This is a genomic window from Saccharothrix coeruleofusca (genome assembly GCF_014648515.1).
Classification (GTDB): Bacteria; Actinomycetota; Actinomycetes; order Mycobacteriales; family Pseudonocardiaceae; genus Actinosynnema; species Actinosynnema coeruleofuscum.
On record NZ_BMRG01000001.1, the window covers coordinates 152,421 to 170,681 of the forward strand.

The 18,261-nt window shown below is 73.2% G+C and carries 17 protein-coding genes; 10 read left to right on the plus strand and 7 right to left on the minus strand.

Annotated features, from left to right (window positions below; genetic code table 11):
- Positions 1-42: 42 nt before the first annotated feature.
- The 3 genes from IEZ00_RS00835 to IEZ00_RS00845 are packed head-to-tail and all read right to left on the minus strand — an operon-like array spanning position 43 to position 2,761.
- Positions 43-699 carry a hypothetical protein gene (locus tag IEZ00_RS00835; RefSeq protein WP_189221085.1) on the minus strand — a complete coding sequence of 219 codons (657 nt, stop codon included), beginning with the start codon at positions 697-699 and terminating at the stop codon, positions 43-45.
- 39 nt (positions 700-738) lie between these two features.
- Positions 739-2,022, minus strand: coding sequence for a hypothetical protein (locus tag IEZ00_RS00840; protein WP_189221086.1), 1,284 nt, complete (start codon positions 2,020-2,022; stop codon positions 739-741).
- Positions 2,015-2,761: an ATP-binding cassette domain-containing protein gene (locus IEZ00_RS00845; RefSeq protein ID WP_229794859.1), complete on the minus strand. Its 747-nt coding sequence runs from the start codon at positions 2,759-2,761 to the stop codon at positions 2,015-2,017. The genes IEZ00_RS00840 and IEZ00_RS00845 overlap by 8 nt, the downstream gene beginning before the upstream one ends.
- 645 nt (positions 2,762-3,406) lie before the next feature.
- Between IEZ00_RS00845 and serC the strand changes: the two genes are divergently transcribed.
- The 4 genes from serC (at position 3,407) to IEZ00_RS00865 (ending at position 6,552) form a co-directional block, all read left to right on the plus strand.
- Positions 3,407-4,540: a phosphoserine transaminase gene (gene serC, locus IEZ00_RS00850; protein WP_189221088.1), complete on the plus strand. Its 1,134-nt coding sequence runs from the start codon at positions 3,407-3,409 to the stop codon at positions 4,538-4,540.
- Positions 4,541-4,771: 231 nt separating this feature from the next.
- On the plus strand, positions 4,772-5,629 hold the full coding sequence (gene sepH / locus IEZ00_RS00855; protein WP_189221089.1) for a septation protein SepH: 858 nt from the start codon (positions 4,772-4,774) through the stop codon (positions 5,627-5,629).
- A gap of 79 nt (positions 5,630-5,708) precedes the next feature.
- The gene (locus IEZ00_RS00860; protein ID WP_189221090.1) at positions 5,709-6,131 is read left to right on the plus strand and encodes a hypothetical protein; all 423 of its coding nucleotides are present in this window, start codon (positions 5,709-5,711) and stop codon (positions 6,129-6,131) included.
- Entirely contained in the window at positions 6,124-6,552 is a 429-nt protein-coding gene (locus tag IEZ00_RS00865) for a hypothetical protein (RefSeq protein ID WP_189221091.1), read from the plus strand. The genes IEZ00_RS00860 and IEZ00_RS00865 overlap by 8 nt, the downstream gene beginning before the upstream one ends.
- A 19-nt stretch (positions 6,553-6,571) precedes the next feature.
- Here the strand turns inward: IEZ00_RS00865 and IEZ00_RS00870 are convergent, their stop codons facing one another.
- Positions 6,572-6,799, minus strand: a complete 228-nt coding sequence (locus IEZ00_RS00870; protein ID WP_189221092.1) for a hypothetical protein — start codon at positions 6,797-6,799, stop codon at positions 6,572-6,574.
- A 108-nt stretch (positions 6,800-6,907) separates the two neighbouring features.
- On the opposite strand from IEZ00_RS00870, the gene IEZ00_RS00875 reads away from it, so the two are divergent.
- Both IEZ00_RS00875 and IEZ00_RS00880 read left to right on the plus strand, forming a co-directional pair.
- The gene (locus IEZ00_RS00875) at positions 6,908-8,671 is read left to right on the plus strand and encodes an ABC transporter ATP-binding protein (protein WP_229794860.1); all 1,764 of its coding nucleotides are present in this window, start codon (positions 6,908-6,910) and stop codon (positions 8,669-8,671) included.
- On the plus strand, positions 8,668-10,545 hold the full coding sequence (locus tag IEZ00_RS00880) for an ABC transporter ATP-binding protein (protein ID WP_189221094.1): 1,878 nt from the start codon (positions 8,668-8,670) through the stop codon (positions 10,543-10,545). The genes IEZ00_RS00875 and IEZ00_RS00880 overlap by 4 nt, the downstream gene beginning before the upstream one ends.
- 16 nt (positions 10,546-10,561) lie before the next feature.
- On the opposite strand, the gene IEZ00_RS00885 is transcribed toward IEZ00_RS00880, so the two are convergent.
- Both IEZ00_RS00885 and IEZ00_RS00890 read right to left on the minus strand, forming a co-directional pair.
- Positions 10,562-11,203, minus strand: a complete 642-nt coding sequence (locus tag IEZ00_RS00885; RefSeq protein WP_189221095.1) for a DUF2537 domain-containing protein — start codon at positions 11,201-11,203, stop codon at positions 10,562-10,564.
- A gap of 39 nt (positions 11,204-11,242) precedes the next feature.
- The gene (locus IEZ00_RS00890) at positions 11,243-12,028 is read right to left on the minus strand and encodes a TrmH family RNA methyltransferase (RefSeq protein WP_189221096.1); all 786 of its coding nucleotides are present in this window, start codon (positions 12,026-12,028) and stop codon (positions 11,243-11,245) included.
- Positions 12,029-12,223: 195 nt separating this feature from the next.
- Between IEZ00_RS00890 and IEZ00_RS00895 the strand changes: the two genes are divergently transcribed.
- The 4 genes from IEZ00_RS00895 to IEZ00_RS00910 all read left to right on the plus strand — a co-directional run bounded on the left by IEZ00_RS00895 (position 12,224) and on the right by IEZ00_RS00910 (position 16,903).
- A complete protein-coding gene (locus tag IEZ00_RS00895; RefSeq protein ID WP_189221097.1) occupies positions 12,224-13,720 on the plus strand; it encodes a glutamate-cysteine ligase family protein in 1,497 nt (498 codons plus the stop codon).
- Between the two features lie 325 nt (positions 13,721-14,045).
- A complete protein-coding gene (locus tag IEZ00_RS00900; RefSeq protein WP_189221098.1) occupies positions 14,046-14,714 on the plus strand; it encodes a hypothetical protein in 669 nt (222 codons plus the stop codon).
- A gap of 157 nt (positions 14,715-14,871) precedes the next feature.
- Complete coding sequence (locus tag IEZ00_RS00905; protein WP_189221099.1) at positions 14,872-16,488, plus strand: ABC-F family ATP-binding cassette domain-containing protein; 1,617 nt, start codon at positions 14,872-14,874, stop codon at positions 16,486-16,488.
- 4 nt (positions 16,489-16,492) lie between these two features.
- Complete coding sequence (locus IEZ00_RS00910; RefSeq protein WP_189221100.1) at positions 16,493-16,903, plus strand: hypothetical protein; 411 nt, start codon at positions 16,493-16,495, stop codon at positions 16,901-16,903.
- Positions 16,904-16,942: 39 nt separating this feature from the next.
- Here the strand turns inward: IEZ00_RS00910 and IEZ00_RS00915 are convergent, their stop codons facing one another.
- Positions 16,943-18,259 (minus strand): MFS transporter, encoded by a 1,317-nt coding sequence (locus tag IEZ00_RS00915; RefSeq protein ID WP_189221101.1) that lies wholly within the window; start codon positions 18,257-18,259, stop codon positions 16,943-16,945.
- Between the last annotated feature and the right edge of the window lie 2 nt (positions 18,260-18,261).

The window sequence follows — 18,261 nt, forward strand, 5'->3', positions numbered from 1 at the left end:
GGGCGAGCCCGCCGCTCGTACGTCGCGCTCGACCGGGCCGTGTCAGTCGTGGTCGCGCTCCCGCTGCGTCCAGGCGGTCGCGCCACGAGTGCGAGCGTGGACGACCGCGGCCGCCGCGGTGAGGACCAGCGCCGCCGTCCAGTGCGTGCCGGGGCCGGGATACGGGCTGACCGGGATGATCCGGCTCGCGGTGGGCCAGACGTTGTTCACCACGGCGACCGCGAAGTAGAGCAGCAGCGTGGCCCCGGCGGCTGGACCAGGACCGACCACCGGGGCCAGGCAGAAGACCAGGGCGGAGTAGAGCAGCGCGTTGCACGCCACCCACGCCCAGGGGGTGCCCGGCGGGAGGTTGACCGACCCCGCGACGACGATCAGTTGCGGGGCGAGCGTGCCGACGACGGCGCAGGTGGCGGCCACCACGGCCGCCCTGCGCGTGCCGACGCGGTCCCACTGCCAGAACCGGGGGCGCAGCAGCCAGGTCCCGGTCGAGGCGGCCACCACGGCGCAGAGCTCCGAATAGGGCAGGCGGTTGGCGCGGTTGAGCGTGGACAGCGCGATCGCGATGGTGCGGTTGCCCAGCGCCAGGCAGAGCACGCCCAGCGCCACCAGCATCACGGCGTAGAGGTGTGCGCTGCGGGACGATGCGATGATCGCGGTGATCCGCGGCGGGGTGGCGTCCGATGGCACGGGCGATGACATCCTGGGGCTCTTCGGTGGCTGTTGTGGCGAGGGTCGGTGTCAGCCGGGGAGGTCCGCGGCGGTGAGGACGCAGGTGTCCAGCCCGGTCCTGTGCGCGGACATCCAGTCGCGGAGCGCGTGCGGCGCGATGCCGCTCAGCGGACCGGAAGACGCGGCACGGCCACCGTTCTGCAACCAGAGGGCCAGTTCCACGGTCAGCGCTCGTTCCTCATCGGTGGTGTCGGACCGCGCGGCGCAGGCTGTGGCGCCCGCCAGCAACCAGGCGACTTCGCGTCCGGTGTGGTCAGTGGGGCTCATGGGTTGCACGGCGACCCACACGACATCCTGGTGCGCTTCGGTGTTGCCCGAGGCGGCGTCGTCGACCGCCGTCGCCCAGCGCAGCGATTCGTCGTAGACCCGGCGTACGCGGCCCGAGGTGTCGTCACCGTAGGCGGTGAGAACCGCGGCGGTGGCCTGTTCCATCACCGGCAGCCTGCTGCGGTGCGCGGCGTGCACGCAGTGCTCGATTCCCCGTTGGGTCCGGCACACCCGCTGGACGTCCTGCTCGACCGCGAACAAGGCCGGTGTGCTGACCACCGCGGGCACCGCGAGCACCACCGGCACCAACAGCGGTGCCATCGCCCGAACGGGGCGGTGCCTGGTGCGGTGCCTGCGCAGCACGGCGGTGGCCGCGACCACCGCCGCGACCGCGACCAGCAGGAAGAACGCGACGCGGTAGACGGTGAACGGCAGAGCCTCCACCCGGCCCGCGGCGGGAGCGACGTGCAGGACCGGCACCAGGGCCGAGAACGTGTCACCGCCGGTTCCCAGCACGACCACGGCGAAGACGGCCACGAAACTGATCGGCGCCCACAGCGCTCCCCTGCCGACGACGCCGATGAGGTAACCGACCGCGATCGACGCCCACAGGCCGAGCAGCCCGGTGGCGATCGGCAGCGGATCCGGGCCGCCGTGCTCGGCGTGTTCGACGGTGACGGCCGTCAGCGGAGCCATGCCCACCAGGTAGGCCAGGGTGAACGTGACGGCGAGCAGCCCGAGGTGGCGACGGGCGCTGTCCCGCCCCGCACGAGGGGCTGAGGGCAGTGCGAACACGCGGTCGGGTCTGGTCAACCGCCCCGCGTAGTACGTGGCGGCCGCCGCGGCGATGGGACCGGCGAAGGCGTTCTGCTGGTGGAACTCCGCCGAGGTCCGGACCCATTCCTGGTAGGGCCAGGAGCGCATGGCCGTGGTGGCCAGCACGGCAGCGGCGGCGATGGCGGCAGCGGGCAGCAGCAGCGGCCACGGTCCCAGCGGCCACAGGCGTCGGAGGACCGGATCAGTCACGTGCCGCTCCCAGACCGGTGATGAGCGCGTCGTAGGCGCGTTCGAAGCGCGACCCCGCCGAGGCCGCGGCGGTGGCGTCGGTGTCGTCGATGAGGGCGGTCAGCTCGCGTTCGGTGCCGTCGAACACCAAGCGGCCACCCGCGAGCACGCCGACCCGGTCGCACAGGTGACTGATGTCCTCGATCAGGTGAGTCGACAGCAGCACCGCCCTGGTGGCGCCGATCGCGGCCACCACCTCGCGCAGCCGCAGCCTCTGGCCGGGATCGAGCCCCGCGGTCGGCTCGTCGAGGACGAGCAGTCTCGGCTGGTGGGCCAACGCGGCCGCGATGCCGACCCGCTGGCGCTGGCCCCCGGACAACGCGCGAACGCGTGTGCGTGCGTTGTCCGACAACCCCACCATCTCCAGGGCCGTCCCGGCTGCCTTCCCGCAGTCCTCGCGCGCCACTCCGTTGACCCAGGCCGCGTAGGCGACCGTGTCGAGCACGCGCATTTCGCCCGCCAGGGAGAAGCGCTGGGGCACGAACCCGACCGCGAAACCGGCACCCCGATCACCGTCACGCATGGTGATGGTCCCGCCTGTCGGACGCGCCAACCCCACCAGGAGATTCAGGAGCGTGGTCTTACCGGCGCCGTTGGGCCCCAGCAGTCCGGTGACCCCGAGGCCAATACGCCAGTCGACACCACGCAGAATCTCGGTCCTACCATACGAGAAGCCAACTCGTTCAACATGGACAAGCAATGAGAGTCCACTCTCGGTCGCATGACGGAACCTATTCGGGGGCATTCGGTGGCGGTGTCCCCGAATAGCTGGAGCAAGCGTCAGCAGGTATCCACGCGACCGGACTCTACCTCACGACCGGTCGAACCGATCGTCCACGTGCAGCACAACGCGAACCCCGCAGTCGGCGCACCAGGAGAAATCCCACCCAGGAAAACCCCCTCGAACTGCTCGACCGAAGGGCACGGACACCCTGCCGAATCAGCGCCACGATCTCACCCCAATAATCAATGCGCCAAACGGCCTGCCCACTTCACCCTTGGCTCAGCACTCACCCCCCGAGCGGCGAGGATCAGCGCCAAAGCTGGGCGCAAAACTCGCCCCGGCTCATTGCCGCCAAATATTCATCACCGAGCGTGACAACCATGGTTGTGCCCCACGCCACATCACAGCGAAGGCCCGCGTCCTCCATAGTCATGGATAACCGAGCCCGAGCGTTGAGTTCAGGGGTCCTGGGCGTTCGACTCGCGGGGCAACGCGCAAAGGCTCGCGGGCGGCGGTGACCGGCGACACCCGGCCGTCACCCGCCCGCCACCCGGCTGCAACACTGGTAGCCCCGGCAACGGCGCCGGTCACGGTTCTCCACCCCGCACCGGAGGCGTCGCGATGACCCAGACCGCCGACCCGACCACTCTCGTCCTGCCCGCCGACCTCAAGCCGTCCGACGGCCGCTTCGGCTGCGGGCCGTCCAAGGTCCGCCCCGAGGCGCTGCAGGCGCTGGCGGCCGAGGGCGCCGCGCTGATGGGCACCTCCCACCGGCAGAAGCCGGTCAAGTCGCTGGTCGGCAAGGTCCGGGCGGGCCTGCGCGAGCTGTTCTCGCTGCCCGAGGGCTACGAGGTGGTCCTGGGCAACGGCGGCACCACGGCGTTCTGGGACGCCGCCGCGTTCGGCCTGGTGCGCGAGCGCGCCCAGCACTTCACCTACGGCGAGTTCTCCTCGAAGTTCGCCAAGGTCACCAAGGACGCCCCGTTCCTGGGCGAGCCGATCGTGGTCAAGGCCGAGCCGGGCAGCGCGCCCGAGATCAGCTACGCCGAGGGCGCGGACCTGGTCGGCTGGGCGCACAACGAGACCTCCACCGGCGTCGCGGTGCCGGTGTCCCGGCCCGCCGGGTCCGAGGGCGCGCTGATCGCCATCGACGCCACCTCCGGCGCGGGCGGCCTGCCGGTCGACGCCGCCGACTTCGACGTCTACTACTTCGCGCCGCAGAAGTCCTTCGCCTCCGACGGCGGCCTGTGGCTGGCCCTGATGTCGCCCGCCGCGCTGGAGCGGGTGGCCGAGATCGGCTCCTCGGGCCGCTGGGTGCCGGAGTTCCTGTCGCTGACCACGGCGCTGGACAACTCCACCAAGGACCAGACCTACAACACCCCGGCGCTGGCCACGCTGTTCCTGCTGAACAACCAGATCGAGTGGATCCTGGGCAACGGCGGCCTGGAGTGGGCGGTCGCCCGCACCGCGGACTCGTCGTCGCGGCTGTACGGCTGGGCCGAGAAGACCGAGTACACCACCCCGTTCGTGGCCGACCCGGCGCACCGCTCGCAGGTCGTCGGCACGATCGACTTCGCCGACTCGGTGGACGCCTCGGTGGTGGCCAAGGTGCTGCGGGCCAACGGCGTCGTGGACGTCGAGCCGTACCGCAAGCTGGGCCGCAACCAGCTGCGGGTGGCCATGTTCCCGGCCATCGAGCCCGAGGACGTGACCGCGCTCACCAAGGCCATCGACTGGGTCGTCGGCCAGCTCTGACCCCACCGGCCGACCTCCCGTCCCGGTCGGGCCCGATCGGGTCTGATCGGGACGGGAGTCTGCCCGCGGAGGTGAACGTCGCGCGAACTCCCGTAACGAACGTGCGGGCCGCCCCGACATACGGCAAGATCACACGTAGATATCGATGAGTCCGGCGAGTCGTCCCCGTCAAGGCGGCACGCCGGTTTACCGTCAGTGTCTGGCGAGGTGAATGTCATTCGGGAGGCCATGATGCGAGCGCTGCGAGTCATCGGGCTCGAAGAGGACGGCAGATCCGTCATCCTCGAGGACCCGGAACGCGGCGAGCGCTTCGTGCTGCCCGCTGACGAGCGGCTGCGCGCGGCGGCCCGCGGTGATCTGACCCGGCTCGGCCAGATCGAGGTCGAGACCGAGTCCCAGATGCGCCCCCGCGAGATCCAGGCCCGCATCCGCGCCGGTGAGTCGGTGGAGCAGGTCGCCATGGCGGCGGGCATCCCGAAGCACCGCGTCGAGCGGTTCGCCTACCCGGTGCTGCTGGAGCGCTCCCGCACCGCCGAGCTGGCCCAGCGCGCCCACCCGGTCCGCGAGGACGGCCCGGACGTGCAGACCCTCGGCGAGGTGGTCGCGCACTCCTTCGGCCTGCGCGGCCAGGAGTACGCCGACGTGAGCTGGGACTCCTGGCGCGGCGAGGACGGCCGGTGGGTCGTGCAGCTGCACTGGCGGGCCGGGCGCTCGGACAACCGGGCGCACTGGGCGTTCCACCCCGGCGCGCACGGCGGCACGGTGACCGCGCTGGACGACGCCGCCGTCGACCTGATGGACCCCAACCCCAACCGGGGCCTGCGCAGCCTGCGGCCGGTGACCCAGCTGGCCAGGGCGGCGATGGAGCTGGAGAAGCCGCCGGTGCCCGCGCAGGCCAGCGCGGAGCCGGAGATCCTCGTGCGCGAGGAGCCGGTGTCCTCCGCGGCCGAGCCGATCCCGGTGGAGCCGGAGGCCGTGCCCGTGGTGGACGAGGCCCGCAAGGAGCCGCCCAAGCGCGGCAAGAAGAACCACCCGATCGTCCCGTCCTGGGAGGACGTCCTGCTGGGCGTCCGGTCCAACCGGGGATGACCTGGGGATGACGCCCGAGGGCCCCGCCGAGGCGGGGCCCTTGGTTTACGCCGGGTGAGCACCGGGGAAACCGGGCGTCATGCTGGCACGGGTGATCGTCGGGGCCGCCCTGGGCGCGGGACTGGGCGCGGCGTGGTGGGGGCTGCGGGAGTTCATCGCCTCCGGCGCCGCCTGCTCGAAGGACGACTGGGACTGCCTGGGGCTCGGCCTCCTCGCGATCCCGGTCAGCCTGGTGGTGGGCGTGCTGGTCGGGTGGGTGGTGCTGGCCGCGGCGAAGGTCGAGCGCCCGCTGGGCATGGCCGCGGTCGGCACGGCGTTCACCGCCGTGCTGACGCTGCTGACCATCTGGTTCCCGGTGACCTCCGGGTCGGTGCTGACCGGGGCGCTGGGGTTCGCGCTGGCCGCGCCGGTGACCGCCCGCCACCCCGCCGTCCGCGCCGCGCGCCGCCCCGCGCGCCGCCCCGCGGGCTCCTCCGCCGACCCCGCCGCGAACCATGGCTGAGGCCACGCGCTCCCAGGGGGGCGCCCTCGCGTTCCGGGTGCTGCTGCGCGTGGTGATCTCCGGCGTGGTCGGCGCCGGGCTGCTCGCCGCGTGGGTCTCCGCCTACCGGGCGGGGGCGCTGGACCGGGTGGTCGACGAGACCTCGCTGAGCGAGTTCCTGCTGCTGGTCGTGGTGGGGCTGCCGGTGGCGCTGCTGGTCAGCGCGCTGCTGGCGGGGCCGCTGCTGTGGCTGATGCGGGTGCGCCCGGTGTGGCCGATCGTGCTGCTGGGGCCGGTGCTGCTGGGCGTGGCGTACTTCTTCCGGCTGGCCGAGCGGTTCCCCGGCCTGGACGAGTGGACCGCGCTGGCCGTGCTGGCGGGCCTGAGCTACGCGCTGGCCGGGCTCATCACCACCCCCGCGATGCTGCGCGGCAAGCGCTGAGCCCCACGCCTGCCGTCACTCACTCCGGCAGCGGCACCCGGTCGAGCAGGGCCGGGTCCCAGCCCTCGTGCTCGCACCAGTCCTCGGCCTCCTCCCGGCTGATCGGCCGCGCGCCGTCGGGGCGCGGCCCGCCGACCACGTCCCAGCCGTCCGGGGCGAGCACGTGCAGCCTGCCCCCGCGCACGGCCAGCAGCCTGCCTCGGGGGAACGCCATCGCGGCCTGGGTGAGCAGGTAGCGGGTGTCCATCTTGACCTCCACCTTGGTAGAGCTCGCATGGTTCAGCCGGGAGAAAACCGGATGCCGCGACGGGCACGCCTTCGTACTGTCGGGGTGGACCTGAGGGGGACGACACTCGTGAAGGACCAACGTACTTCCACGGCCGCGACACTGCGCAGGCTGTGGCCGTACCTGAAACCCGTTCGCACACCGATCCTGCTCAGCACCGCGTCCGCCCTGCTGGCGATGCTGTGCGGGCTGGGCATCCCGCTGATCACCCAGCGCATCGTGGACGGCCCGGTGGCCCGGCGCGAGCTGGACGCGCTGCCCTGGCTGATCGGCCTGGTGCTGGCGCTGGGCTGCGCCGAAGCCGCCCTCTTCTACGCCCGGCGCAAGCTGATCGCCGGGCCCGCCGCCGACGTCGAGGCCCGGATGCGGGCCGACCTCTACCACCACCTCCAGCGGCTGCCGGTGGCCTTCCACGACCGCTGGCAGTCCGGTCAGCTGCTGTCGCGGGCCACCACCGACCTGTCGGCGGTGCGCCGCTTCGTCGCGTTCGTGGTGATCTTCCTGGTGGTCAACAGCCTGGTGCTGGTGGTGGGCCTGGGGGTGCTGTTCTGGCTGTCGCCGCTGCTCGGCGCGGTCGTGCTGGCCTGCACGCTGCCGATGGTGGCGCTGTCCTACCTGTTCGAGACCCGGTTCAAGGTGGTCGCCCGGCGGGCCCAGGACCAGGCGGGCGACCTGACCACCGTGGTCGAGGAGTCCGTGCTGGGCATCCGGGTGCTCAAGGCGTTCGGCCGCGGCCCGCTGCTGGCCCAGCGGTTCCTGCGGCAGGCCCGCGAGCTGCGCGCCACCGAGCTGGCCAAGGTGCGGATCTTCGCCGCGCTGTGGGCGGTGCTGATCATCCTGCCCGAGCTGGGCATCGCCGGGCAGCTGGCGCTGGGCTCGATGGGCATCGCGCAGGGCACCACCACGGTCGGCACGCTGGTCGCGGCCATCACGGTGAGCGCCTACCTGCGCTGGCCGACCGACTCGATCGGGTGGCTGCTGGCGGAGACCAACCAGACCGCCTCGGCCGTCGAGCGGTACTTCGAGGTGCTCGACGAGCCGGTGGCGATCACCAGCCCGGACCGGCCCCGACCGCTGCCGGTGCCGGTGCGCGGGCACGTCCGGTTCGAAGGCGTGCGCTTCCGCCACCCCGGCAGCGACCGCGAGGTGCTGCGCGGCGTGGACCTGGACATCCGGCCCGGTGAGACGGTGGCGCTGGTCGGCGCGACCGGCTCGGGCAAGACGACGGTGACCGCCCTGGTCCCCCGGCTGGCGGACGTGACCGCCGGGCGGGTGACCGTGGACGGGGTGGACGTGCGCGACCTGGACCTGGCCGAGCTGCGCCGGGTGGTCGGCACCGCGTTCGAGGAGCCGGTGCTGTTCTCCGCCGCGGTCACCGAGAACGTGGCGCTGGGCCAGCCCGACCTGGACCAGGCGCGGGTGCGCGAGGCGCTGCGGGTCGCGCGGGCCGAGGAGTTCGTCGACGCCCTGCCGTGGGGCCTGGACACCCGCATCGGCGAGCAGGGCCTGTCGCTGTCCGGCGGCCAGCGGCAGCGGCTGGCGCTGGCCCGCGCGGTGGTCGGCCGCCCGGCGGTGCTGGTGCTGGACGACCCGCTCTCGGCGCTGGACGTGCACACCGAGGCCGAGGTGGAGGCCGCGCTGCGGCGCGTGCTGTCCGGGGTGACCGCGCTGGTCGTGGCGCACCGGCCGAGCACCGTGCAGCTGGCCGACCGGGTGGCGATGCTGGTCGACGGCCGCGTCGCCGCGGTCGGCGAGCACCGGCGGCTGCTGGCGGAGAACGAGCAGTACCGGCACCTGCTGTCCACGCTGGAGGACGAGGAGGTCGCGGCGTGACCACCACCCCCGAGGAATCCGCCGAGCGAACCCCCGAGCGAACCCCCGAGCGACCGCCCGCCGAGGAGTCGTGGCGGGGCGTCGCCGCCGAGGACGTCGAAGAGCTGGACCGGGCCACCGGGCTCAAGCTGCGCGGCAGGTCGCGCGAGCTGCTGGGGTCGCTGCTGCGCCCGCACTCCCGCGCGGCGGCGCTCGCGCTGGCGATCGTGGTCGTGGAGAACCTGGTCACCCTGGCGGGGCCGCTGCTGATCGCGGCGGCCATCGACCGGGGCGTGCCCGCCGCGCTGGAGGGCGACCCGAGCGCGCTGGCCTGGTCGGTCGGCGGGTACGCCGCCGCCGGGCTGGCCGCCACCCTGCTGCGCTACGCCTTCGTCCGGCTCACCGGGCGGATCGGCCAGGACGTGCTGCTGGACCTGCGGGAACGGGTGTTCCGGCACGCCCAGCGGCTGTCCGTGTCCTTCCACGAGAAGTACACCTCCGGCAAGGTGATCTCCCGGCTGACCAGCGACCTGGACGCGCTGCAGGACCTGGTCGAGGAGGGCCTGGACGGGCTGTTCACCTCGCTGCTGTCGGTGGTGGGCATCTCGGTGGTGCTGGTGGTGCTGGACCCGCCGCTGGCCGCGGTCGTGCTGTTCGGGTTCGTGCCGCTGATCGGGCTCACGCGCTGGTTCAACCGCCGCTCGGCGGGCGCGTACCGGGGCACCCGCGGCGCCATCGCCAAGATCATCGTGCAGTTCGTGGAGACCATGAACGGCATCCGGGCGGTGCAGGCGTTCCGCCGGGAGCGCCGCAACGAGCAGATCATGACCGACCTCAACGGCTCCTTCCGGGACGCCAACACCGAGGCGCTGGGCGTGATGGCGGCGTTCACCTCGCGGGTCCGGGTGATCGGCAACGTCTCGCTGGCCGTGGTGCTGGCGTGGGGCGCGTGGCGGGTCGCGGACGGGCAGCTGGAGCTGGGCGTGCTGGCCGCGTTCACCCTGTACGTGCGGCGGTTCTACGACCCGTTCGACCAGATCGCGGTGTTCACCAACGCCTACGCGGCGGCCGCCGCGGCGCTGGAGAAGATCTCCGGGCTGCTGGAGGAGGTCCCGTCGGTGCCCGAGCCCGCCGACCCGGTGCCGCTGGGCGAGGTGCGCGGTGAGATCCGGTTCGACGGGGTGGAGTTCCGGTACTCGGCGGACACCCCGCTGGTGCTGCCCCGGTTCGACCTGCACGTGCCCGCCGGGCAGACGGTGGCGCTGGTGGGCGCGACCGGGGCCGGGAAGTCGACGCTGGCCAAGCTGGTGTCCCGGTTCTACGACCCCAGTCGCGGGACGGTGTGGCTGGACGGGGCCGACCTGCGGTCGGTGGCCGACGTGGACCTGCGCCGCGCCGTGGTGGCGGTGACGCAGGAGAACTTCCTGTTCGACGGGACGGTGGCGGACAACATCGCGCTGGGGCGGCCGTCGGCCACCCGCGCCGAGGTGGAGGCGGCGGCCGCGGCCGTGGGGGCGCACGAGTTCATCGCCGCGCTGCCCGACGGCTACGACACCGACGTGCGCAAGCGCGGCGGGCGGCTGTCCGCCGGTCAGCGGCAGATGGTGGCGTTCGCCAGGGCGTTCCTGGCCGACCCTGCGGTGCTGGTGCTGGACGAGGCCACGTCGAGCCTGGACGTGCCCACCGAGCGGGCGGTGCAGTCGGCGCTGGAGACGGTGCTGGCCGACCGGACGGCGTTCATCATCGCGCACCGGCTGTCCACGGTGCTGATCGCCGACCGGGTGCTGGTGCTCGACGGCGGCCGGGTCGTCGAGGACGGCACCCCGGAGGAGCTGATCGACGAGCGCGGCCGCTTCGCCGCCCTGCACACCGCCTGGCGCGACTCCCTCGCCTGACCCCCTCCCCCGCGCGTCAGAGGAGGGTGAGCAGGAGGGCGAACCAGGCGGCCGGGACGCCTGCCATGACGCCGTAGGCGACCCAGCGCCAGACCGGGACGGTGCGCGCCAGCCACACCGACGGGGCGATGCCGCCCACCACCAGCACGTTGGCGAGCAGGGCCAGCCAGCCGCTGGTCTCCCCCAGCCCCACCGACAGCGTCACCACGGTGAAGGTGACCACCGCCGCGGTGAACGCGGCGACCGTCAGGCCGGTGCCCCACGGGGTCGGCTCGCCCGGCGGTGGGGCCTGGGTGGCGGGCTCGGCAGCGGCTTCGGCGGGTTCGGCGGGTTCCGGGGCGGGCTCCGCGGGTTCCGGGTCGGCCGGGGCGGCCACGAGGAACCGCTCGCCGCTGACCGGGTCGGTGAACTCCACCGGGGCGCCCATCTCGGCGGCCAGCCTGCCCGCCAGCTGGCGGCCCCGCCGGGTGACCAGCGCGCCCGCCACGCCCTCGGCCGGGGGCTCGGTCCGCAGCACCGCCTCGGCGACCTCGGCCCACTCGTGCAGCGCCTCGGCCAGGCCCGCCGCCAGCGGCAGGCTGCGCGGGTCGACCTCCCGCTCCCCCGCGTCGTCGCGCCCCGCGAGCACCGCACGGCCGCCCTGGACCCGCAGTTCCACGAATAGCCTCCTTCTCGCCCCGGCAAGAACGTAGCGCGTTCAGAGCAGCGCGTAGAAGGCGACGGCCGCGGCGGTGGCGACGTTGAGCGAGTCCACGCCGGGCGACATCGGGATGCGCACGGCCAGGTCGGCGGCCTGGATGGCCTCCTCGGTCAGCCCCGGCCCCTCCGAGCCGAGCAGCACCGCCACGCGCTCGCCGCGCAGCCCCGCGTCGGCCAGGTTCGCCGCCCCCGCCCTCGGGGTCAGCGCGGCCACCCGGAAGCCCTCGTCCCGCAGCATCCCCAGGGTGCCCGGCCAGCTGGGGGCGGTGGCGAAGGGCACGCGCAGCACGTGCCCCATGGAGACGCGCACGCTGCGCCGGTAGAGCGGGTCGCTGCACCCCGGACCGAGGATCACGCCGTCCACGCCGAGCGCGGCGGCGTTGCGGAACAGCGCGCCCAGGTTCTCGTGGTCGCCGACGCCTTCGAGCACGGCCAGCCGTCGCGCGTGCCGCGCCAGCCGCTCGACCGGCGGCTGCGGCGCGCGGTCGGCGGCGGCGAGCACACCCCGGTTGAGGTGGAAGCCGACGACCTCGGCCATCACCTCGGCGGAGGTGACGTAGGCGGGCGCGGGCAGCTCGCCCAGCGCCTCCACCCGGCGGCGCACGCCCAGCAGCGAGCGGACCGGGTACGGCGAGGCGAGCAGGCGCTCCACCACGACCACGCCCTCGGCGATGACCAGGCCGCGCCCGCCCGGCCGGTCCGGGCGGCGGTCCGCGGTCGACAGGTCCCGGAAGTCGTCCAGCCTGGGGTCGGCCGGGTCGTCGATCTCGATCACCTGGGCCACCGGGGGAGTCTCCCACCGCGGGGGGTACCCCCGGTCCACGGGGCTGAACGGCGCACCGCCCACCAGGCATACGTTGCTCATTGTTACGCCTACGTGACTGAGAGCACCGATTTGGGCGCTGACGGGCGGCTCCCCGCTGTGTCACGGTTGGCCTCCGCTGGGCCCGCCGGAACACCCGGACGAAGGGGAGGCGGCATGGGTAGGGACGTGTCCCGTCGAACGTTCACCAGAGAGGACCGCCAGCGCTACCGCGAGCGGGTCCGGCGGTGCCTCGACGCGCTGGGGACCATGCTGGCGCAGCGCCGCTTCTCCTTCCCCCGCAGGCAGATGGGCCTGGAGATCGAGCTGAACCTGGTCGACTCCGCCTGGCAGCCCGCGATGGTCAACGGGGTGGTGCTGGAGAAGATCGCCGACCCCTCGTTCACCCTGGAGCTGGGCCAGCACAACCTGGAGGTCAACGTCCCGCCCAGGGAGCTGGCGGGCGACGGCACCCTGGGCCTGGAGCGGGAGCTGCGGTCCCTGCTGGGCACCGCCGACGCCAAGGCGCACGACGCGGGCACCAGCCTGGTGATGATCGGCGTGCTGCCCACGCTGCGGCACGAGCACTTCGACCGGCGCTGGCTGTCGCACCACCAGCGCTACGCGCTGCTCAACGACCAGATCTTCGCCGCGAGGGGCGAGGAGACGGTGCTGTCCATCGACGGCGTGCCCATGCCGGGTCGGGGGCGCGAGGAGCTGCTCAGCTACGCCGAGTCGATCCTGCCCGAGGCGGCCTGCACGTCGGTGCAGCTGCACCTGCAGGTCGAGCCGGAGGACTTCGCGGCGCACTGGAACGCCGCGCAGTGCCTGGCCGGGGTGCAGGTCGCCATCGCGGCGAACTCGCCGTTCCTGCTCGGGCGGGCGCTGTGGCACGAGACCCGCATCCCGCTGTTCCAGCAGGCCACCGACACCCGGCCGGAGGAGCTGAAGAACCAGGGCGTGCGGCCGAGGGTGTGGTTCGGGGAGCGGTGGATCTCCTCGATCACCGAGCTGTTCGAGGAGAACGTGCGCTACTTCCCCGCGCTGCTGCCCGACACCGGCGAGGAGGACCCGGTCGAGGAGCTGGCGGCGGGGCGCACGCCGTCGCTGCTGGAGCTGCGGCTGCACAACGGGACCGTGTGGCGCTGGAACCGGCCGGTGTACGACGTGGCCGACGGCGTGCCGCACCTGCGGGTGGAGAACCGCGTGCTGCCCGCGGGTCCGACCGTGCTGGACACCGTGGCCAACGCGGCGTTCTTCTACGGCGCGCAGCGGGCCCTGGTGGAGATGGACAGTCCACTGTGGACCCGGATGAGCTTCCACGCCGCCGAGGAGAACCTGTACGCGGGCTCGCGGCACGGGATGCGCTCCCGGCTGTACTGGCCGGGGGCCGGTTGGGTGTCGCCGGACGAACTGGTGCTGCGCGAGCTGCTCCCGCTGGCACACGAGGGGCTGCGCGCCTGCGGCGTGTCCGACGAGGCCCGCGAGCGCTACCTCGGCGTGATCGAGGCCCGCTGCCTGGCCCGGCGGACCGGTTCGACGTGGCAGCGGGAGACCGTGGCGCGGCTGGAGGAGCGCGGCGCGGACCGGGAGGCGGCGCTGGCCGGGATGCTGGCGCGCTACGTGGAGCTGATGAACACCGGGGAACCGGTGCACACCTGGGCCGTGGAATAACCGAATACCGCTCGTCTTTTTCGGTTTTCCGAACAGAGCGTCTTCACTCCGATTTTTGCGGTTGACCATAGGCGAGTCACCGGTTCGGTGGGGTGGCACGTTTGCCCCGACACGGGCCGACCACGTCTTTCTACCCATAGTGTTCACGGTGACCTGCGCGTGTCCGAAAAGACCCCGGATCGTGGAAGGAATAACGCTCGAAAGAGGAACTTCCGAGTCGCTCCGACCGATTACCCAAGCGATCCTTGAATTTTCGACGACCGGGCCCGGTCCCGGCGCGCTCCCGCAGACTGCCGAGAACCACCACGAAGCGGAGGAAGACCCCGTGCCCGACGACTTCAGTCGACGTGTCCTGATCAGCGTGGACGCCGAGGCGTACAGCGCCCGCAACGACCGACAGCAGCTCCACATGCAGCACGCGCTGCTGGACGTGCTGGAGGTGGCCGCCGCGCAGGCCGGTTTCGACCGCACCCGCTGGGACGTGCAGCACGCGGGCGACAGCGAGCTGGCCGTGCTGCCCGCCGACACCTCCGAGCGGCAGGTGGTCGACGACTTCACCGGCTCGCTGGCGCACGCCCTGGGCGCGCACAACGACGAGCACCCCGACGAGCCCCGGCTGCGCCTGCGGATGGCCGTGCACCAGGGGCTGGTCTGCCCCTCCGTCGCCGGGTACGCCGGGCAGGGCGTGGTCACCGTGTCCCGCATGGTGGACAGCCGTCCGGCCCGCCGGGCGCTGCTGGCCTGCCCCGCCGCCGACGTGGTGCTGGCGCTGTCGCCGTCGCTGTTCGTCGAGGTGGTCGGCCAGGGGCACACCCGGCTGTCCTGGTCGGACTTCCGCGAGGCGACCATCCGCAACAAGTCCTTCGTCGGCACGGCGTGGCTGCACGTGCCCGGCCACGACCTGGGCGGGCTCCCGCTGGACGACGAGCCGTCGGTGCTCCAACCCCGCGCCGGGAGCCCGGACGGCGACCGGTGGCACCCCTTGTCCCGATAGCCAGGTTAGGCTAACCTAAGCGCGTCGCTTCGTGGTGGGAGCGGCAGTCAGTTCGGGAACATGACGAGGCCCCGCACCGGTCGTACCGCCGGTCGGGGCCTCGTCTCGCGCCGAAAATCAGGTGCTCCCCCGGCGACGCGCTGCCACCATCGGTGCCGTGTCCGCGCTGACAGCCAGGAAGGTCACGCTGTCGTTCGGTCCCCGGACCGTGCTCTCGGAGGTCGATCTCGATGTTCCAGCAGGCGAACGCGTAGGTCTCATCGCGCCCAACGGGGTGGGCAAGTCCACCCTGCTGCGCGTGCTGGCAGGCGAGCTGACCCCGGACCAGGGCACGGTGATCGCCCGAGGCCCGGTCGCCCACCTGACCCAGGAGACCGCGGTGCGCCCCGGCGAGTCGCTGCGCGACCACCTCGCCCGCCGCACCGGCGTGGCGCGGGCCGAGGCGCGGTTCGAGCGGGCCGCGCGGGCGCTCGCGGACGGGGAGCCGGGCGCGGAGGACGACTACGCGGCGGCGTTCGACCAGTGGACCGCCGTGGGCGCCGCCGACTTCGCCGAGCGCGCCGACGCGGTGTGCCAGCGCCTCGGCCTGCCCGCCGACCTGCTCGACCGGCGCGGCGCGCGGGAGCTGTCCGGCGGCCAGTCGGCGCGGCTGCGGCTGGCGTCGGTGCTGCTGGTGCGGGCCGACGTGCTGCTGCTCGACGAGCCGACCAACGACCTCGACCTGGCGGGCCTGGAGCTGCTGGAGTCGCACGTGCTGGCCGGCCGGGCGGCGATGGTGCTGGTCAGCCACGACCGGGAGTTCCTGGCCAGGACCACCACGGCCATCGCCGAGCTGGACGAGTTCACCAAGGACGTGCGCGTCTTCGGCGGCGGCTGGGACGCCTACGTCACCGAGCGGGCGCTGGCCGAGCGGCGCGCGCAGGAGGAGTACGAGGCGTACGCGGCCAAGCGCGACGCGCTGACCCAGCGGGCGCGGCAGGCCCGCGACTGGTCGCGGGCGGGCGTGCGGCGCAACGCCAAGTCCGACGAGAGCGACAAGTTCATCCGGTTCTGGCACAAGGAGGGCGCGGAGAACCTGGGCGCGAAGGCCGCCGCCGCCGACCGCGCGCTGGGACGGCTGGAGGAGGTCGAGCAGCCGCGCGAGCCGTGGCAGCTGCGGCTGACCCTGCCCAGCGCGGGGCGCGGCAGCCGGATCGCGTTCACCCTGCGCGGGGCCGTGGTGCGGCGCGGCGACGTGGTGCTCGGCCCGGTCGACCTGACCATCGGCGCGGGCGAGCGGTGGCGCGTCACCGGGCCCAACGGGTCGGGTAAGTCCACCCTGCTCGGCGCGCTGCTGGGCAGGCTGCCGCTGGCGGCGGGCGAGCGCGACCAGGGGGCGGGGGTCGTGGTCGGCGAGGTCGACCAGGTGCGGGCCTCGTTCACCACCGACACGCCCGCGCTGGAGGTGGTCGCCGAGGCCACCGGCCTGTCCGCCGTGGCGGCGCGCACCCTGCTGGCGAAGTTCCGGGTCGGCGCGGACGCGGTGCTGCGGCCCGCCCGCACGCTCTCGCCCGGCGAGCGCACCAGGGCGGCGCTGGCCGTGCTCCAGGCCAGGGGCACCACGTGCCTGGTGCTGGACGAGCCGACCAACCACCTCGACCTGGCCGCGATCGAGCAGCTGGAGCAGGCGCTCGGGTCCTACACCGGGACGCTGCTGCTGGTGACCCACGACCGCAGGCTGGCCGAAGCGGTGGGGGTGGAGCACACCCTGGACGTGCGAACCCTGGCAAGATAGGCGCATGGGCACCGAGGAGGACTGGCCGGTCGAGCAGACGTGGTCGCTGCGCAACACGCACTGGCACGCCTACGTGGAGCACACCTCGCTGGACCACGCCTCGCCGCGCTCGGAGCGCCTGGAGCGCACCCCCGAGGAGGTGCTGACCACCCCGGCCGAGGTCGCGGCGTGGCTGGAGGTCAACCTCCGCAGCGCCACCAAGCCGGAGGAGGTCGGGAAGAAGCGGACCAAGGACGACCGCGACTTCTCCGACTCCAACCGGGTGCACACGTCCCTGGCCTCGCGCGGCGAGTCGATCTACACCGGGGTGAAGGGGATGCTGACCCTGGCCGTGGAAGCGGTGACGCCGGACGAGTGCCGCAGCTCCCACGACGGCGCCGACGTGGCCCCGCTCAAGGCGGGCAGGCGACGTTAGCCCCGCGCGAACCGAGCGTTCGCGCAGCACGGGTAGTAGTCAGCGGCCCTCGCGAGCGCGTCGGGTAGTACTTGCCGACGCGCTGGGGAGGCGGGCCAGCACCGCGCCGCCGACCAGGGCCGCCACCACCGACACCACGCCGCCGAACACCAGCGGCGCCCGCGCGGTGAAGTGCTCGGCCAGCCAGCCCATCACCGGCCCGCCCACCGGGTTCCCGCCCAGGAACACCAGCATGTACAGCCCCATCACGCGCCCCCGCATGGCGGGCGCGACGGCCAGCTGCACGGTGGCGTTCGCGGTGGTGGTGAAGGTCATCATGGCGATCCCCAGCGGGATCAGCGACAGCCCGACCACCCACAGGCTCGGCATCAGCCCGGACACCACCTCCAGCACGCCGAACACCAGCGCGCCGCCGATCAGCAGCCGGGGCCGCGGCTTCCCCCTGGCGCTGCGCCGGGCGGCCAGCGTGGCCCCGGCCAGGGTGCCCACCGCCAGCATGGTCGACAGCAGGCCGTAGGCGTCGGCGTCGCCGCCGAAGGTGTTGCGGGCCAGCACCGCCAGGGTGACGTAGAAGTTCAGCCCGAACGTGCTGATGAAGAACACCAGGCACAGCAGCACGACCAGGTCGACGCGCTTGCGCACGTAGCGCAGGCCCTCCCGCAGCTGCCCCTTGCGCCTGGGCACGGGCTCGCCGCGGTGCAGCGCGCCGACGTCCATCAGCAGCAGCCCGGCCAGCACGCCGAGGAACGACACGGCGTTGACCAGGAACACCCAGCCGGTGCCCACCACGGTGATCATCACGCCCGCGACCGCCGGGCCGACCATGCGGGCCAGGTTGAACGTCATGGAGTTCAGCGCCACGGCGTTGGTGAGCTGGTCGCGGCCCACCATCTCGACCACGAACGACTGGCGCACCGGGGTCTCCACCGCGGAGACCGCGCCCAGCAGCAGGCACAGCAGGTAGACGTGCCACAGCTGGACCACGCCGGTCACGTCGAGCAGGCCCAGCGCCAGCGCGCACAGGCCCAGGCCGGTCTCCAGGACCAGCAGCAGCCTGCGCTTGTCCAGCCGGTCGGCGAGCACGCCCGCCCACAGCGACAGCAGCAGGGTCGGCGCGAACTGCAGCGCCGCGGCGACGCCCAGGGCGACCGGGCTGCCGTCGGACAGCTCCAGCACCAGCCAGTCCTGGGCGACGCGCTGCATCCACAGCCCGACCAGGGAGACGACCTGGCCGCCCGCGTAGAGCCGGTAGTTGCGGACCTTCAGCGAGGCGAACGTGCCGGTGCGCCGCGGCGGGGGTGGCGCTGTCCGCGGATCGTTCCGATCGCTTCCGGCACCACCCTCGTACGCAGGCACTT

Coding starts and splice junctions, on each gene's coding strand:
- IEZ00_RS00835 (WP_189221085.1), bottom strand. CDS start 699: ATGTCATCGCCCGTGCCATCGGACGCCACCCCGCCGCGGATCACCGCG.
- serC (WP_189221088.1), top strand. CDS start 3,407: ATGACCCAGACCGCCGACCCGACCACTCTCGTCCTGCCCGCCGACCTC.
- sepH (WP_189221089.1), top strand. CDS start 4,772: ATGCGAGCGCTGCGAGTCATCGGGCTCGAAGAGGACGGCAGATCCGTC.
- IEZ00_RS00860 (WP_189221090.1), top strand. CDS start 5,709: ATGCTGGCACGGGTGATCGTCGGGGCCGCCCTGGGCGCGGGACTGGGC.
- IEZ00_RS00865 (WP_189221091.1), top strand. CDS start 6,124: ATGGCTGAGGCCACGCGCTCCCAGGGGGGCGCCCTCGCGTTCCGGGTG.
- IEZ00_RS00870 (WP_189221092.1), bottom strand. CDS start 6,799: ATGGACACCCGCTACCTGCTCACCCAGGCCGCGATGGCGTTCCCCCGA.
- IEZ00_RS00895 (WP_189221097.1), top strand. CDS start 12,224: ATGGGTAGGGACGTGTCCCGTCGAACGTTCACCAGAGAGGACCGCCAG.
- IEZ00_RS00910 (WP_189221100.1), top strand. CDS start 16,493: ATGGGCACCGAGGAGGACTGGCCGGTCGAGCAGACGTGGTCGCTGCGC.